Source organism: Methylorubrum sp. SL192, from assembly GCF_026672325.1.
Taxonomy (GTDB): Bacteria; Pseudomonadota; Alphaproteobacteria; order Rhizobiales; family Beijerinckiaceae; genus Methylobacterium; species Methylobacterium extorquens.
Map to the genome: position 1 here is coordinate 1,781,892 of NZ_JAPPQV010000003.1, position 13,776 is coordinate 1,795,667.

The 13,776-nt window shown below is 68.6% G+C and carries 11 protein-coding genes; 4 read left to right on the plus strand and 7 right to left on the minus strand.

The features are described 5' to 3' along the window. Window positions 1-101: 101 nt before the first annotated feature. Window positions 102-1,583 carry an MATE family efflux transporter gene (locus OVA30_RS09110; RefSeq protein WP_268175253.1) on the minus strand — a complete coding sequence of 494 codons (1,482 nt, stop codon included), beginning with the start codon at window positions 1,581-1,583 and terminating at the stop codon, window positions 102-104. Continuing rightward, a complete protein-coding gene (locus OVA30_RS09115) occupies window positions 1,576-3,474 on the minus strand; it encodes a monovalent cation:proton antiporter-2 (CPA2) family protein (RefSeq protein WP_268175254.1) in 1,899 nt (632 codons plus the stop codon). The genes OVA30_RS09110 and OVA30_RS09115 overlap by 8 nt, the downstream gene beginning before the upstream one ends. Window positions 3,475-3,826: 352 nt before the next feature. Here OVA30_RS09115 and ispH point away from each other — a divergent pair, with 352 nt between their 5' ends. After that, window positions 3,827-4,849, plus strand: a complete 1,023-nt coding sequence (gene ispH / locus OVA30_RS09120; protein ID WP_003600714.1) for a 4-hydroxy-3-methylbut-2-enyl diphosphate reductase — start codon at window positions 3,827-3,829, stop codon at window positions 4,847-4,849. 98 nt (window positions 4,850-4,947) lie between these two features. Then, on the plus strand, window positions 4,948-5,913 hold the full coding sequence (thrB, locus tag OVA30_RS09125; RefSeq protein WP_268177475.1) for a homoserine kinase: 966 nt from the start codon (window positions 4,948-4,950) through the stop codon (window positions 5,911-5,913). A 48-nt stretch (window positions 5,914-5,961) separates the two neighbouring features. On the opposite strand, the gene OVA30_RS09130 is transcribed toward thrB, so the two are convergent. Next, the gene (locus OVA30_RS09130) at window positions 5,962-6,444 is read right to left on the minus strand and encodes a peroxiredoxin (protein ID WP_003600710.1); all 483 of its coding nucleotides are present in this window, start codon (window positions 6,442-6,444) and stop codon (window positions 5,962-5,964) included. A gap of 123 nt (window positions 6,445-6,567) precedes the next feature. Between OVA30_RS09130 and OVA30_RS09135 the strand changes: the two genes are divergently transcribed. After that, window positions 6,568-7,176 carry a YqgE/AlgH family protein gene (locus OVA30_RS09135; RefSeq protein WP_003600708.1) on the plus strand — a complete coding sequence of 203 codons (609 nt, stop codon included), beginning with the start codon at window positions 6,568-6,570 and terminating at the stop codon, window positions 7,174-7,176. Between the two features lie 38 nt (window positions 7,177-7,214). Here OVA30_RS09135 and OVA30_RS09140 read toward each other — a convergent pair whose 3' ends face one another. The 3 genes from OVA30_RS09140 to OVA30_RS09150 form a co-directional block, all read right to left on the minus strand. Beyond that, a complete protein-coding gene (locus tag OVA30_RS09140; protein WP_182567286.1) occupies window positions 7,215-8,276 on the minus strand; it encodes a zinc-binding metallopeptidase family protein in 1,062 nt (353 codons plus the stop codon). Between the two features lie 183 nt (window positions 8,277-8,459). Beyond that, window positions 8,460-11,135 (minus strand): alanine--tRNA ligase, encoded by a 2,676-nt coding sequence (gene alaS / locus OVA30_RS09145; RefSeq protein ID WP_268175255.1) that lies wholly within the window; start codon window positions 11,133-11,135, stop codon window positions 8,460-8,462. A 94-nt stretch (window positions 11,136-11,229) separates the two neighbouring features. Further along, entirely contained in the window at window positions 11,230-11,937 is a 708-nt protein-coding gene (locus tag OVA30_RS09150; RefSeq protein ID WP_268175256.1) for a helix-turn-helix transcriptional regulator, read from the minus strand. A 74-nt stretch (window positions 11,938-12,011) separates the two neighbouring features. Between OVA30_RS09150 and OVA30_RS09155 the strand changes: the two genes are divergently transcribed. Then, on the plus strand, window positions 12,012-12,614 hold the full coding sequence (locus OVA30_RS09155) for a glutathione S-transferase family protein (protein WP_268175257.1): 603 nt from the start codon (window positions 12,012-12,014) through the stop codon (window positions 12,612-12,614). A gap of 81 nt (window positions 12,615-12,695) precedes the next feature. On the opposite strand, the gene recA is transcribed toward OVA30_RS09155, so the two are convergent. Beyond that, window positions 12,696-13,775, minus strand: a complete 1,080-nt coding sequence (recA, locus tag OVA30_RS09160) for a recombinase RecA (RefSeq protein ID WP_373691185.1) — start codon at window positions 13,773-13,775, stop codon at window positions 12,696-12,698. Between the last annotated feature and the right edge of the window lies 1 nt (window position 13,776).

The following is a 13,776-nucleotide window of genomic DNA, read 5'->3' on the forward strand; positions in this document are numbered from 1 at the left end:
GGCTCGCCGGAACGGCCTCGGTCGAGAGTGTGTCGCAACCCGGCGAGGCTGGCCAGCGATAACCCCGATTCCGCGGCGATTTCCCTTGGAATAGCCGACAATCAGCCCGTGCCGGCTTCCACGTTCGCTTTTCCGACTGCAGCGATCATTCCGCTGGCGGGGGCGGCCTGCACCGCCGCGTCGGCGGAGGGTGGCTCGGGTGCGGGGCCTGCCGCGAGGCTCATGCCGCGTTCGAGCCGGCCCACGGTGCGGAAGGCGAGGGCGAGGCCGGCCACCCCGAAGGCGATCGAGCCGAGGCCGGTGCCGGCGATCACGCCCTCCGGTCCGTACCACGCCGCCCCCAGAAGAGCGGGCGGGACGGTGCCCACCGTCGCCCGGCCCCAGTTCAGCAGAGTCGAGAGGAAGGGGAAGCCGAGATTGTTGAACGCAGCGTTGGCAAGGAACAGCAGCCCGTTGAAGAACCAGACCGGCCCACTCACCAGACAGAAGAAGGCGAACAGATCGGCCGCCACGCCCTGAAGCTCGAAGGCACCGGCCAGCGGCGCCCGCGCCAGGGCGAGGAGCAGCCAGACGACGACGACGTAGAGCGCGGTCACCGCCGCACCGACCCGGAGCACGCCCCGCATCCGGTCGAAGCGCCCGGCGCCCCAGTTCTGGCCGAGGATCGGACCGATCGAGCCCGACATCGCGAACAGCCCGCAGAAGGCGACCGGGGCGAGGCGCTCGATCACCACGTTCCCGGCGATCGCCGGAGGCCCGAAGCCAGACAAGGCGTGGGCCACGAAGGCGCTGGCGATCGAGGGGGCGAGGTTGGTGAGCACTGCCGGCCCGGCGATGCGGGTGACCAGCGGTAGATCGCCGAGGACCGCCGTAAGGCGGGGCGCTTCGAGCAATCGGTAGCGGCGGACGCCGACCCAGCCGACGGCGACGAAGGTGATGCGGGCCACGCAGACTGCGAGCGCGGCTCCGTCCACGCCGAGCCCGAGGCCGAAGATCAGCAGCGGATCGACGAAGACGGTGATGACGGCGCCGCCAAGCGTGACGTACATCGCCTCCCGCGCCGCGCCGACCGCGCGCAGGAGGCCGGTGAACAGCATGCCCGGCCCGAGCAGCAGGTTCGACGGCAGGCTGATCCAGAGATAGCGCTTGGCGACGTCGAGGGTGTGCCCCTCCGCGCCGATGGCCGAGAGCAGCGGGTCTAGCACGGCGAGCAGGAAGGCGGCCAGCAGAGCCGAGGCGATCACGCAATGGACGGTGACCGAGGTCGCGATCCGCCGCGCGTCGGCCGGATCGTTCGCTCCGATCGCCCGCGAGACAAGGGCGCCAGCCGCGATCATCAGGCCGATATTGAAGGCGATGGCGAAGAACTGGACGATCGAGGCGAATCCGACCGCTGCGGTGAGCGCCGGGTCGCCGAGCTTCGAGACGTAGAACAGCGACAGCAGATCGACAGCGAAGATCGCCATCAGGCCGACGGAGCCGGTCGCGCTCATCACCACGACGTGTCGCAGGATCGAGCCCGAGACGAAGCGCGCTGCGCCCCCGTCCCGGTCCGGCACGGCGCCTGTGCCCGCCTCAGGCATTCGGCTCGGCATCCTCGGGCTCGAGCGCGCGGGCGGCGGATTCGTGCGGCTGCTGCTCGATCAGGCCGCGGGTCTCGGCACTGAGCGCCCGCGAGGGGCTTTTCGGCGCGGTGAGCGGCTCGGGCCGCAGTTCCGGCGTACCGCGCAGCCAGCCGGAGCCGTCCGGCATCGCCCCCGCCTGCTGCAACACGAGTCGGGCGACGTCACGCTTGCGCACGTCCTCGACGCGCCGCGCGGCGGCCTCGGCGGTCAATCCCAGGCTCTCAAGAGTGGCGCGGCCGAAGCCGAGGGCGGATTCGACGGTCTCGCGAAGCTGGAAATCCACGTCGCGGTTCATCAGCTCGATGGCGTGCGTACGGTCATAGGCCCGCACATAGGTGCGCACGTTCGGGAATTCCTCGTGGACGATGTCGACGATCTTCAAAGCGGCCGGCGCGTCGTCGATGCAGACGCAGATCAGGTCCGCCTTGGCGAGGCCGGAGGCGCGCAGCACGTCGAGCCGGGTGCCGTCGCCGTAATAGATCCGGAAGCCGAAGCTCGTCGCGTTGCGGATCTGCTCGACGTCCTTGTCGATGACGGTGATGTTGATGCCTTCCGCCAGCAGCACCTGCGCCAGGATCTGGCCGAAGCGGCCGAAGCCCACCACCAGCACCCGGGTATCGCCGGATTCTTGCGCCTCGCCGACGTCGGAGGGCGGCTCGGCCTCCTTCGGGCGGCGGGCGATGAGGGCGTCGAGCCCCTTGGCGGCGATGGGCCCGACCAGCATGGTGAGGGCGGCAAGCGCGACGCAGAAGCGGGTCACGTCCGAGGCGAGGATGCGCAGGTCGCCCGCCGCCGGCAGGATCACGAAGGCGAACTCGCCGGCCGGCGCCAGCACCGCCGCGCCGCGTAGGGCGTCGAGCCAGGGCGAGCCGAACAGGCGGAACAGCCCGGCGACCAGGGCGATCTTCACCGCGATCGCGGCCATGGTCGCGGCGAGCAGCGCCAGCCAGTGGTTCGTGAGCAGGCCGCCGTCGATCGACATGCCGACGCTCATGAAGAACAGGCCGAGCAGCATGCCGCGGAACGGCTCGATGTCGGCCTCGAGCTGATGGCGGAAGTTCGACTCGGCGAGCATCACGCCCGCGAGGAAGGCGCCCATCGCCATGGAGAGGCCGGCCTTCTCCATCACCAGCGCCGTCCCGAGCACCACGAGAAGCGCGGCCGCCGTCATCACCTCGCGTCCGCCCGCCGCCGCGAGCAGGCGGAAGAACGGGTTCAGGCCGTAGCGCCCGACGAGCACCACGCCCGCGACCGCGACCGCGGCGCGGCCGGTGGAGCGCAGGCCCTCGTCGAGCCAGCCGTCCTTCGGCGTGGCGCCGGCCGAGGCGAGCAGCGGCAGCAGCGCCAGGATCGCCACGACCGAGATGTCTTGGAACAGGAGCACCGCGAAGGAGCGCCCGCCATAGGACGAGCCGAGATCACCGCGCTCCTCCAGTAATTGGAGCGCGACCGCGGTGGCCGAGAGCGCGATCGCGATGCCGACGACGCTCGCTGCGGCCGGCGTCAGGCCATAGGCGAGAGCGGCGCCCGCGATGACGAGCGAACACAGCGCCAATTGCGCGGCGCCGAGCCCGAAGATGTCGCGCCGCATCGAGACGAGCCGCGAGATCTCGAGTTCGAGCCCGACGATGAAGAGCAGCAGCACCACGCCGATCTCGGCGACGCTCGCCGCCGTCTCGGGCTCGGCGATCAACGAGAAGCCGGCCGGGCCGATCACCACGCCGGCAACGAGATAGCCCAGCACCGCGCTCTGGCCGAGCAGGCGCACGAGTGGCACGCCGATCACCGCCGCCGACAGGAAGGTCAGCACCGGCGGCAGGAAGCTGGCGTGGTCCGTGGCGCTCGCCATGAAAGCCCGTTGCCTCGCTGGTTCCAGATGGGAGAAGGGCTTCCCTTAGGACATCGTCCCGAAAGCTGGCCACCGGCTTTCGGAAAAAGACGATGTCAAAACAAGAGCCGTGCGCCTCGCGAGGGCGATTCGCGTGTCGTTCGTCACATGCCCGGCCGCTACGGTTCCGGTGGCACCGGGCCGGCACCGTTGCCACAGGAGCGTCGATGCAGGCCCCCCGGGCGGAGGGTGGGGGTCACGGATCGCGTCGTGTGTGCTAAGCAAATGATGACGGACAGGCGCAGGCCTGTCGCGGCTTTCGGGCTGGCCGCAGTTGACAGACCCGGCCACCCCTCTCCACATCCGTCGGATCATGAGCGCTGACACCATCAACCTCACCGCCGACCCGAACAGGGTCCCGCATCCGGCCGTGACGGGCGACAAGCCGCCACTGGAGATCCTCCTGTGCGCCCCCCGCGGCTTCTGCGCCGGCGTGGTGCGCGCCATCGACGTGGTCGAGCGGGCGCTGGCGATCTACGGAGCGCCGGTCTACGTCCGCCACGAGATCGTCCACAACAAATACGTGGTCGAGACCCTGAAGCGGAAGGGCGCCGTCTTCGTGCGCGAGCTGGACGAGGTGCCCGATAGCGGCGCTCCCGTCATCTTCTCTGCCCACGGCGTCGCCAAGACCGTGCCGCAGAACGCCGATGCGCGCGGCCTCACCACCATCGACGCGACCTGCCCACTGGTGACCAAGGTCCACCGCGAGGCCGAGATCCATCACAAGCGCGGGCGCCACGTTCTGCTCGTGGGCCATTCCGGCCATCCGGAAGTCGTCGGCACCATGGGCCAGCTGCCCAAGGGTTCGATCACCTTGGTCGAGGACATCGACCAGATCGATGCGCTTAACCCGCCGGCCGACCAGGCGCTGGCCTGGGTGACGCAGACGACCCTGTCGATCGACGACACCAAGCATATCGTCGAGGCACTGAAGGCCAAGTTCACCGGCATTCACGGCCCGCACAAGGACGACATCTGCTACGCCACCACCAACCGCCAGGAAGCGGTCAAGGAAGTCGCGCCGCGGGTCGATGCCCTGATCGTGGTGGGTTCCTCGAACTCCTCGAACTCGCAGCGCCTGCGCGAGGTCGCCGAGCGGGCCGGCTGTCCCATCACCCGCCTCGTCCTGCGTGCCGAGGAGATCGATTGGGATGCCTTCAAGGACATCCGCCGCCTCGGTCTCACCGCCGGCGCGTCCGCGCCGGAGGTTCTGGTCGAAGAGATCATCGACGCCTTCGCCGCGCGCTTCGACGTGACGGTGGATCAGGTGTCGGTCACCGTCGAGGACATGTCCTTCCCGCTGCCGCGCGAGCTGCGCAGCGAAGCCGCCGAATAGGGCGGACGACACGCCGGCCCCCGAGCGGAGGCCGGCCGAACGACCTCCAGGGGCGCCCATGGCGCCCCTTTCTCTTGTCTGAAACCGGCAGCGGCACCGTGGCGGTCTACACCGACGTATCCGACGAGGCGCTGCGCGCCTTCCTCAGAGAATACGAACTCGGCGAATTGCTCTCCTACAAGGGCATCGCGGAAGGCGTCGAGAACTCGAACTTCTTCCTGCATACGAGCACGGGCAACTACATCCTCACCCTCTACGAAAAGCGGGTGAACGCGGCGGATCTGCCATTCTTCATCAACTTGATGAGCCATCTGGCACGGGCCGGCCTCGCCTGTCCGCAACCAGTCCGCAACCGCGCCGGTACGGCCCTCGGGCATCTCTGCGGCCGGCCTGCGGCGATCGTCACCTTCCTCGAAGGCGTGTCGTTGAGCCGCCCGAATGCCGAGCATTGCCGGGCGCTCGGAGCCGCGCTGGCCGGGCTTCATGCCGCCGGCCGCGATTTTCCGATGGTGCGCGCGAACAATCTGTCGGTGGAAGCGTGGCGTCCGCTCTTCGTGCAGGCCGAAGCGCAGGCTGACACCGTGGCACCCGGCCTCGCGGCCCGCACCCGCGGCGACCTCGATTGGCTCGAGGCGTCCTGGCCGCAAGGGCTGCCGGCCGGCGTCATCCACGCCGACCTGTTCACCGACAACGTGTTCTTCATCGGCGACGCCGTGTCGGGCCTGATCGACTTCTACTTCGCCTGCACCGACGCCTTCGCCTACGATCTGGCGATCAGCCTCAACGCGTGGTGCTTCGATGCCGACGGCACGTTCCACCGCGACAAGGCGGGTGCGATGATCGCGGGCTACGATGCGGTGCGGGCGCTCGAACCGGCCGAAATCGCAGCGCTGCCGATTCTGGCGCGGGGCGCGGCCATGCGGTTCATGCTGACCCGCCTCGTGGACTGGCTCAACGTGCCGCCCGGCGCCCTGGTGCAGCCCAAGGACCCGCTGGAATACGACCGCCGTCTCGCCTTCCACCGCACCGCGACCGATGCGCGGGATTACGGCTGGGAGAAGTAAGACGGTTCGAACCCTCCCCGGTGCCGGGGAGGGCTCATGTCGGGTGGCTCAGAGCACCTTCAGCAGGGCTTCGGCGCCCGAGACCTCGGCCTTGGACGGGGTGTCCTCGACGTTGAGGATCCGCACCACGCCGTCATCCACGAGCATCGCGTAGCGCTGGGAGCGCGGGCCGAGGCCAAAGCCCGAGCCGTCCATCTCCAGGCCGATCGCCTTGGCGAATTCGGCATTGCCGTCGGCCAGGAACTCGATGCCCTCGGCGCCGCTCTGCTGCTGCCACGCGTTGAGAACGAAGATGTCGTTGACCGAGGTCACGGCGATCGCATCAATGCCGCGGGCCAGGATCTCCTCGCGCTTGGCGACGAAGCCCGGCAGGTGGTTGCGGTGGCAGGCCGGGGTGAAGGCGCCCGGCACGCCGACCAGCACGACGCGGCGCCCCTTGAACACGTCGTCGGTCGTCTTGGCCTGCGGACCGTCCGGCCCGTTCACCCGGAAGGTGGCCTGGGGCAGGTGATCGCCAACCTGAATCGTCATCCGTGCTCTCCTCGCAAAAGCCACGAACCGTTAGACGCGCTTCGCGCGACTGTCGAGGCACGGCCGCGCCGCGTGCGCGTTTGCCTTATGGATCAATGACGGCCAGCGCAGTAGCATAGTCCCATGCAGACGCCCGATCCCTCGCTCAAAGACACGGCCTATCTCGACGGCCAGTTCCTCGTGGCCATGCCGGGGATCGGCGACGAGCGCTTCGCGCGCTCGGTGATCTATCTCTGCGCGCACTCGGCGGACGGGGCGATGGGCATCATCGTCAACAAGCCGGTCGCGGATCTGAGCATGCCGGATCTCCTGATCCAGCTCGATATCGCCAGCGAGTCCGATGCGATCCGCCTGCGCGAGCGCGTCGGTCACATGCCGGTGCTGATGGGCGGTCCGGTCGATGCCAAGCGCGGCTTCGTGCTCCACACCGCCGACTTCCACATCGATCAATCGACGCTGCAGATCGACGAGGGCGTGTGCCTCACGGCGACGGTGGAGATCCTGCGCGCCATCGCCGACGGGCGCGGACCCTCGAACGCCGTGCTGGCGCTCGGCTATGCCGGCTGGCAGGCGGGCCAGCTGGAGAACGAGATTCTGGCCAATGGCTGGCTGAACTGCCCGGCCGATCCCGACCTGATCTTCGATCCGGGGCTCGGCACCAAGTACGATCAGGTCCTGAAGGCGATCGGCATCGATCCCGCCATGCTGTCGGCGGAAGCCGGGCGAGCCTGACGCGAGGCCCGTCCGTCGGCGATCGTTGCGAGGGGTTTCTACACCCGACCGTGCACGAGGTTGTGGATGAAGCCGAGCTTCGTCACCACCGCCGGACCGAGCACGAACGGATAGAGGTCGCCCTCGCCCATGGTGCGGCTGACGCTGTTCATCGCGAAGACGAAGGGCAGCCACGCATCGATGATCTGCTCGACCGTCTCGGCCGCGTAGGGATCGAAATCCACCCGTGTGGCGAGTTCGCCCTCGACATCGGCCTTGGGCTTCACCTGCATGCCGAAGGCGCTCGCCATCTCCAGCGTATCGACGATGTGGAGATAGTGGGCCCAGGTCTCGGCGAAGTCCTCCCACGGGTGGGTGGTGGCGTAGGCCGAGACGAAGTTCTCCTGCCAGTTCGGCGGCGGACCCTGATTGTAGTGGCGCTGGAGCGAAGCGCCGTAATCCTGCGAGTCGTCTCCGAACACCGCCCGGCACGGCTCCAGCTTGCCGGCGTCGCGCACGAGGATGTCCCAGTAATGGTGGCCGACCTCGTGGCGGAAATGGCCGAGGAGCGTCCGGTAGGGCTCGCCCATCGAGGTGCGGCGCTTCTCGCGCTCGGCCGGATCGGCCTCGACCAGCGCGATGGTGATGATGCCGTTCTCGTGGCCGGTCATCACCTTGGGGCCGCTCGAATCCGGCGAGTCGGCCAGGAAGTTGAAGATCAGCCCGTGCTCGGGATCCTCGGCGCGGGTCTTCAGCGGCAGGTTCCAGCGCAGCAGAGTGTAGAACAGCCGGTGCTTGGCATGCTCCATCTCGCGCCAGCGCTCCAGATTCACCGGGTCGTTCACATCCGGCACGGTGCCGTTATGGCGGCAGGCGAGGCAGAAGGCGTCGGTCGTACCCGGCGGCACCATCCAGTTGCAGGCGTCGTGCGCGGCGTTGGTGCAGAAGAAGCCCGGGCGATCCGGCGCAGCGAGCGGCGTCCAGGTGTTGTCCCCCGCAGGCTCGAGGGCCGAGATACGGCCGAGCTGCGGCAGGTAGGCGAGCCGATGGCCGCAGCGCTCGCAGGAGCGGTTCTCGAAATAGAGGACGTTGTCGCAGGACTGGCAGCGAAAGAGTTTCATCGGCTCACAGGACATTGACGTCCTGTCCCGAATCCGGTGCGGGCCGGATCGGGAAACGGGACGCGCCGGGCACAAGGCTCGGAGGCGGCGGGGATTGGCCGCCAACCAAGCCGCGAACACGCTCACCGTTCCGCGAGCGACGATGTTTTTCTTCCCCCCGACCGCCGTGTGCGCGGAGGCCGGTCAGCCCGCGGCCAAGGCCTCCCCGATCGCGGCAAGCGCGGCGTCCGCTCCAGCGCCGTCCGGGCCGCCGGCCTGGGCCATGTCGCGCCGTCCGCCGCCGCCCTTGCCGCCGAGGTGGCCGGCACCGGCGCGCACCAGCCCGACCGCGTCGTAGCGCTCGGTCAGATCCTCGGTAACGCCGACCACGAGCCCGGCCTTGCCGTCCGCGGAGACGCCGACGAGGGCGACGATGCCCGAGCCGAGGCGGGTCTTGCCCTCGTCGGCGAGACCTTTCAGGTCGCGCATCTCAACGCCCTCGACCACCCGGGCCATCAACTTCACGCCGTTGATCTCGCGGGCTTCGTCGCCGCCGCCCGAGGCTCCGCCCATGGCGATCTTCTTGCGCGCATCCGCCAGCTCCTTTTCGAGGCGGCGACGCTCCTCGATGAGCGTGGAGAGGCGCTCCGGCACGTCCGCGACCGGCGCCTTGAGCAGGCCGGCGAGCTGGCTCAGCGTGCGGCTCTCGGTGGCGCGGTGGCGACGGGCGGCGGTGCCGGTCATCGCCTCGATCCGGCGCACGCCGGCGCCGACCGCGCTCTCGCCGAGCACAGTAATCTGGCCGATCTCGCCGAGCTGCGAGACATGGGTGCCGCCGCACAGCTCGATCGAGAAGTTCGGCAGGCGGCCTTCGACCTCACGGCCCTCGTCGTCCACGGGCCGGCCCATGGAGACGACGCGGACTTCATCGCCGTACTTCTCGCCGAACAGGGCGCGGGCGCCCGACTCGATCGCCTCGTCCACGGCCATCAGCTTCGTGACCACGGGCGCATTCTGGAGCAGCACCGCGTTGGCGATCTCCTCGACGCGGCTCAGCTCCGCCTCGTCGATGGGCTTGGGGTGGCTGATGTCGAAGCGCAGGCGCTCGGGCGCGACGAGCGAGCCCTTCTGGGCGACGTGGTCGCCGAGCACCTGACGCAGGGCCTCGTGGAGGAGGTGGGTCGCCGAGTGGTTGGCGCGGATCGCGGCGCGGCGTGCGTGATCGACCTTCAGCTCCACCGCCGCACCTACGGCGAGCGTACCCTCCTCGACCGTGACGTGATGCACGAACAGGTCGCCGAGCTTCTTTTCCGTACCGGTGACGCGCGCCCGGAGGCCGGGTCCGGAGATCGTGCCGGTATCGCCGACCTGACCGCCGGATTCGCCGTAGAACGGGGTCTGGTTGGCGACGACGATGCCGTTCTCGCCCGCCTTCAGCGTTTCGACTTCGCTGCCGTCGCGCAGCAGGGCGCCGACGACGGCTTCGGCCGCTTCCGTGTCGTATCCCAGAAATTCGGTAGCGCCGGTTCGCTCCTTTATGCCGAACCAGACCGTCTCGGTCGCGGCCTCGCCCGAGCCCTGCCACGCGGCCCGCGCCGCCTGCTTCTGGCGCAGCATCGCCGCGTCGAAGGCCTTCGTATCGACGCCGATGCCGCGCGCCTTCAGCGCGTCCTGCGTCAGGTCGAGCGGGAAGCCGTAGGTGTCGTAGAGCGTGAAGGCCGTCTCGCCGGACAGGTTCTGGCCGGCCGCGAGATCGCGGGTCTCGGTGTCGAGGATGGCGAGGCCGCGCTCCAGGGTCTTGCGGAAGCGGCCTTCCTCCAGCCGGAGGGTCTCGGAGATCAGCGCTTCGCTGCGGGCGAGTTCGGGGAAGGCCTGCCCCATCTCGCGCACGAGGGTCGGCACGAGCCGGCACATGACCGGATCGCGGGCGCCGAGCAGTTCGAGGTGGCGCATGGCACGGCGCATGATCCGGCGCAGCACGTAGCCGCGGCCCTCGTTCGACGGCAGCACGCCGTCGGCGATCAGGAACGAGGTCGAGCGCAGATGGTCGGCGATGACACGGTAGGAGGCGCGCGTCGACGGCTCCGGCGCCCGCGACACGGCGTGGGCCACCGCATCGATCAGCGCGCGGAACAGGTCGGTGTCGTAATTCGAGTGGACGCCCTGAAGGATGGCGGCCATCCGCTCCAGGCCCATGCCGGTATCGATCGAGGGCCGGGGCAGCGAGTTCCGTACACCCGGCTCGACCTGCTCATACTGCATGAACACGAGGTTCCAGAATTCGAGGAAGCGGTCGCCATCCTCATCCGGAGAACCGGGCGGTCCGCCCGCCAGCGTCGGGCCCTGGTCGATGAAGATTTCCGAGCAGGGGCCGCAGGGGCCGGTATCGCCCATCTGCCAGAAATTGTCGGAGGTGCCGATCCGGATGATCTTCTCATCCGAGAAGCCGGCAATCTTCCGCCACAGGCCCGCGGCCTCCTCGTCGTCAGCATAGACGGTGACGAGGAGCTTTTCCGGCGAGAGGCCGAACTCCTTGGTGATCAGCGTCCAGGCCAGCTCGATCGCATCGGCCTTGAAGTAGTCGCCGAACGAAAAGTTGCCGAGCATCTCGAAGAAGGTGTGATGCCGCGCGGTGTAGCCGACATTGTCGAGGTCGTTGTGCTTGCCCCCGGCGCGCACGCATTTCTGCGAAGAGGTCGCCTTGACGTAGGGACGCTTCTCGACCCCCGTGAAGACGTTCTTGAACTGCACCATGCCGGCGTTGGTGAACATCAGCGTGGGGTCGTTCTTCGGCACGAGCGAGGACGAGGGTACCACCGCGTGCCCGGCATCCCGGAAGTAGTCCAGGAAGGTCGATCGGATCTCGTTGACGCCGCTCATCGGATAGGCTCGAACATCATGTCGCGTCGGGGAGCCGGCTGAGGACAGCACGGCGGTCAGTCTCGCGCCCTCATACGGGCCCAAGCTTTGCGAGTCACGTCGGCTCATTGCGCGGCCCAGCGCGACCCCTCAGTTCGGCGAGGTAGCTGCGCAGAAGCGTGACCCGCCGCGGGCGGAAGCTGGTGCCCGCCATCCGCACCTCTTCGATGCGATCCAGCCGAAACATGCGGAACGCCTCGCGCAGGCAACACCACGCCAGCAGGGTCATCTTGCTGTCGAGGTAGACGATGGAGAGCGGCAGGATCTGCCGCTCGGTGACCGCACCGTCCTTGTCGCTGTAGCGGAGCGCCAGAGCCTCCTCCCGCCAGCACCCGGCCCGGATCGTCTCCATGTCGGGGATCTTGGAGAAACGGGCCTCGGAGCGGCGAACCTGCGAGACCGCGTGGAGAAGGTGCTGCTCGGCCCGGTCGGGCAGGGTGGCAGCGACCTTGGCCAGCGCCGACACGGCGGCCTGGGCCAGGGCCGGGTCCCCCATATGACAGACCTCGGCGAGGCCCAGAACCAGGGCCTCGATCTCCGTTCGATCGAAGGTTTGCGGCGGAAGGGCAACGTCCTCGATCAGACGGTAGCCGTAGCCGCGCTCGCCATCGATCCGGGCGCCGGCGGCGCGCAGGCTGTCGATATCGCGATAGAGGGAGCGCAGCGACACGCCCGTTTCCTCGGCCAGCCGCGCGGCGGTGACCGGCGAGGGCAGGACGCGCATCGCGTGCAGCAGCCGGAACAGTCGATCGGTTCGCGCCATCGCCCAACTGACGGAAACTGGCAGGTGCCCTGGACTAAACCCTGGCTCGGCAACCCGCCAGCCAGAGGCCACCGATGATCACGCTGTTCCACGCCCCGCAGAGCCGCTCGACCCGCATCGTCGCGCTCCTCAACGACCTCGACGCGCTCGATGCCGTGCGGATCGAAACCGTCACGATCCCGCGCATGGACGGCTCGGGCGCACGCGACCCGCGCAACCCGCACCCGGAAGGCAAGGTGCCGCTCCTCGACCACGACGGCGTCCTGGTGCGGGAGTCGAGCGCCATCATCCAGTATTTGGCCGAGCTGTTTCCGAAGACCGGCCTCAGCATCCCCGCCGGCCACCCGCAGCGCGGTGCCTATCTCGGCTGGCTCGCATGGTACGCCGGCGTCGTCGAGCCGGTCCTGACGCTGGAGGCCATCGGGCTCGATCATCCCGCCATCGCGCGCACCTTCCGCACGAGCGCCGACATCAAGGTACGGCTCGCGGAAACGTTGAAGGACAGGCCCTTCCTGCTCGGTGAGCACTTCAGTGCCGCCGACCTCCTTCTGCACTCGCCCTATGCCTGGTTCGGCAAGCCCGGCGAGCCGACCATCGATGCCTGGGTCGATCGCTGCACGGACCGGCCGGGCGCCCGTTTCGCGGCCGAGTTCGACGCGAGGCACGCGGCGGCCTGACCGCTCGCCTTCGGCGCAGAAGAAAGCCCGCCGCGATCGCTCGCGGCGGGCTTTGTCGTTCTACCCGTGACGCGAGGCGCTTTAGGCCTCACCCTCATCGAGATCGTCGGCGGTCGGCTTGGCCGTCTCGAGAATCCGGTCGGCGACGAGGCCCGAGTTCTGGCGGATCGAGGCTTCGATCTTGTTGGCGATGTCGGGGTTGTCGCGAAGGAAGCCCTTCGAGTTCTCGCGACCCTGGCCGAGGCGCTGGCTGTCGTAGGAGAACCACGCGCCCGACTTCTCGACGATGCCGGCCTTCACGCCGAGATCGATCAGCTCGCCGACCTTCGACACGCCCTCGCCGAACATGATGTCGAACTCGACCTGCTTGAACGGTGGCGCGACCTTGTTCTTGACGACCTTGACGCGCACCGAATTGCCGATGGCCTCGTCGCGATCCTTCAGGGTCGAGACGCGACGGATATCGAGGCGCACCGAGGCGTAGAACTTCAGCGCGTTGCCGCCGGTGGTCGTCTCGGGGCTGCCGTACATCACGCCGATCTTCATGCGGATCTGGTTGATGAAGATCACCATGCAGTTCGAGCGCGAGATCGAACCGGTCAGCTTGCGCAGGGCCTGGCTCATCAGGCGGGCCTGGAGGCCCGGCTGGCTCTCGCCCATCTCACCCTCAATCTCGGCACGCGGCGTCAGCGCGGCGACCGAATCGACCACTAGCACGTCGATGGCACCGGAGCGCACCAGCGTGTCGGTGATTTCGAGCGCCTGTTCGCCGGTATCGGGCTGCGAGATCAGCAGGTCGTCGAGGTTGACCCCGAGCTTGCGCGCATAGACCGGGTCGAGGGCGTGCTCCGCATCCACGAAGGCGCAGACGCCGCCCTTCTTCTGGGCCTCGGCGATTGTGTGGAGCGCGAGCGTCGTCTTGCCCGACGATTCGGGCCCGTAGATCTCGACCACCCGGCCGCGCGGCAGGCCGCCGACGCCGAGCGCGATGTCGAGGCCGAGCGAGCCCGTGGAGATGGTCTCGACCTCCTGCACCTTGTCGGACTTGCCGAGGCGCATGATCGAGCCTTTGCCGAAGGCCCGCTCGATCTGCGTCAGCGCAGCCTCGATCGCCTTGGACTTGTCCTTGTCGGCTGCTGCCATTGTCGAGGAATCCACCATC

What these genes read in the sequence shown, in the direction of transcription:
- OVA30_RS09140 (WP_182567286.1), bottom strand. Translation starts at nt 8,276, where the DNA reads ATGAAACTCTTTCGCTGCCAGTCCTGCGACAACGTCCTCTATTTCGAG.
- OVA30_RS09155 (WP_268175257.1), top strand. Translation starts at nt 12,012, where the DNA reads ATGATCACGCTGTTCCACGCCCCGCAGAGCCGCTCGACCCGCATCGTC.
- recA (WP_373691185.1), bottom strand. Translation starts at nt 13,775, where the DNA reads ATGGTGGATTCCTCGACAATGGCAGCAGCCGACAAGGACAAGTCCAAG.
- OVA30_RS09110 (WP_268175253.1), bottom strand. Translation starts at nt 1,583, where the DNA reads ATGCCTGAGGCGGGCACAGGCGCCGTGCCGGACCGGGACGGGGGCGCA.
- OVA30_RS09130 (WP_003600710.1), bottom strand. Translation starts at nt 6,444, where the DNA reads ATGACGATTCAGGTTGGCGATCACCTGCCCCAGGCCACCTTCCGGGTG.
- OVA30_RS09150 (WP_268175256.1), bottom strand. Translation starts at nt 11,937, where the DNA reads ATGGCGCGAACCGATCGACTGTTCCGGCTGCTGCACGCGATGCGCGTC.
- alaS (WP_268175255.1), bottom strand. Translation starts at nt 11,135, where the DNA reads ATGAGCGGCGTCAACGAGATCCGATCGACCTTCCTGGACTACTTCCGG.
- ispH (WP_003600714.1), top strand. Translation starts at nt 3,827, where the DNA reads ATGAGCGCTGACACCATCAACCTCACCGCCGACCCGAACAGGGTCCCG.
- OVA30_RS09135 (WP_003600708.1), top strand. Translation starts at nt 6,568, where the DNA reads ATGCAGACGCCCGATCCCTCGCTCAAAGACACGGCCTATCTCGACGGC.
- OVA30_RS09115 (WP_268175254.1), bottom strand. Translation starts at nt 3,474, where the DNA reads ATGGCGAGCGCCACGGACCACGCCAGCTTCCTGCCGCCGGTGCTGACC.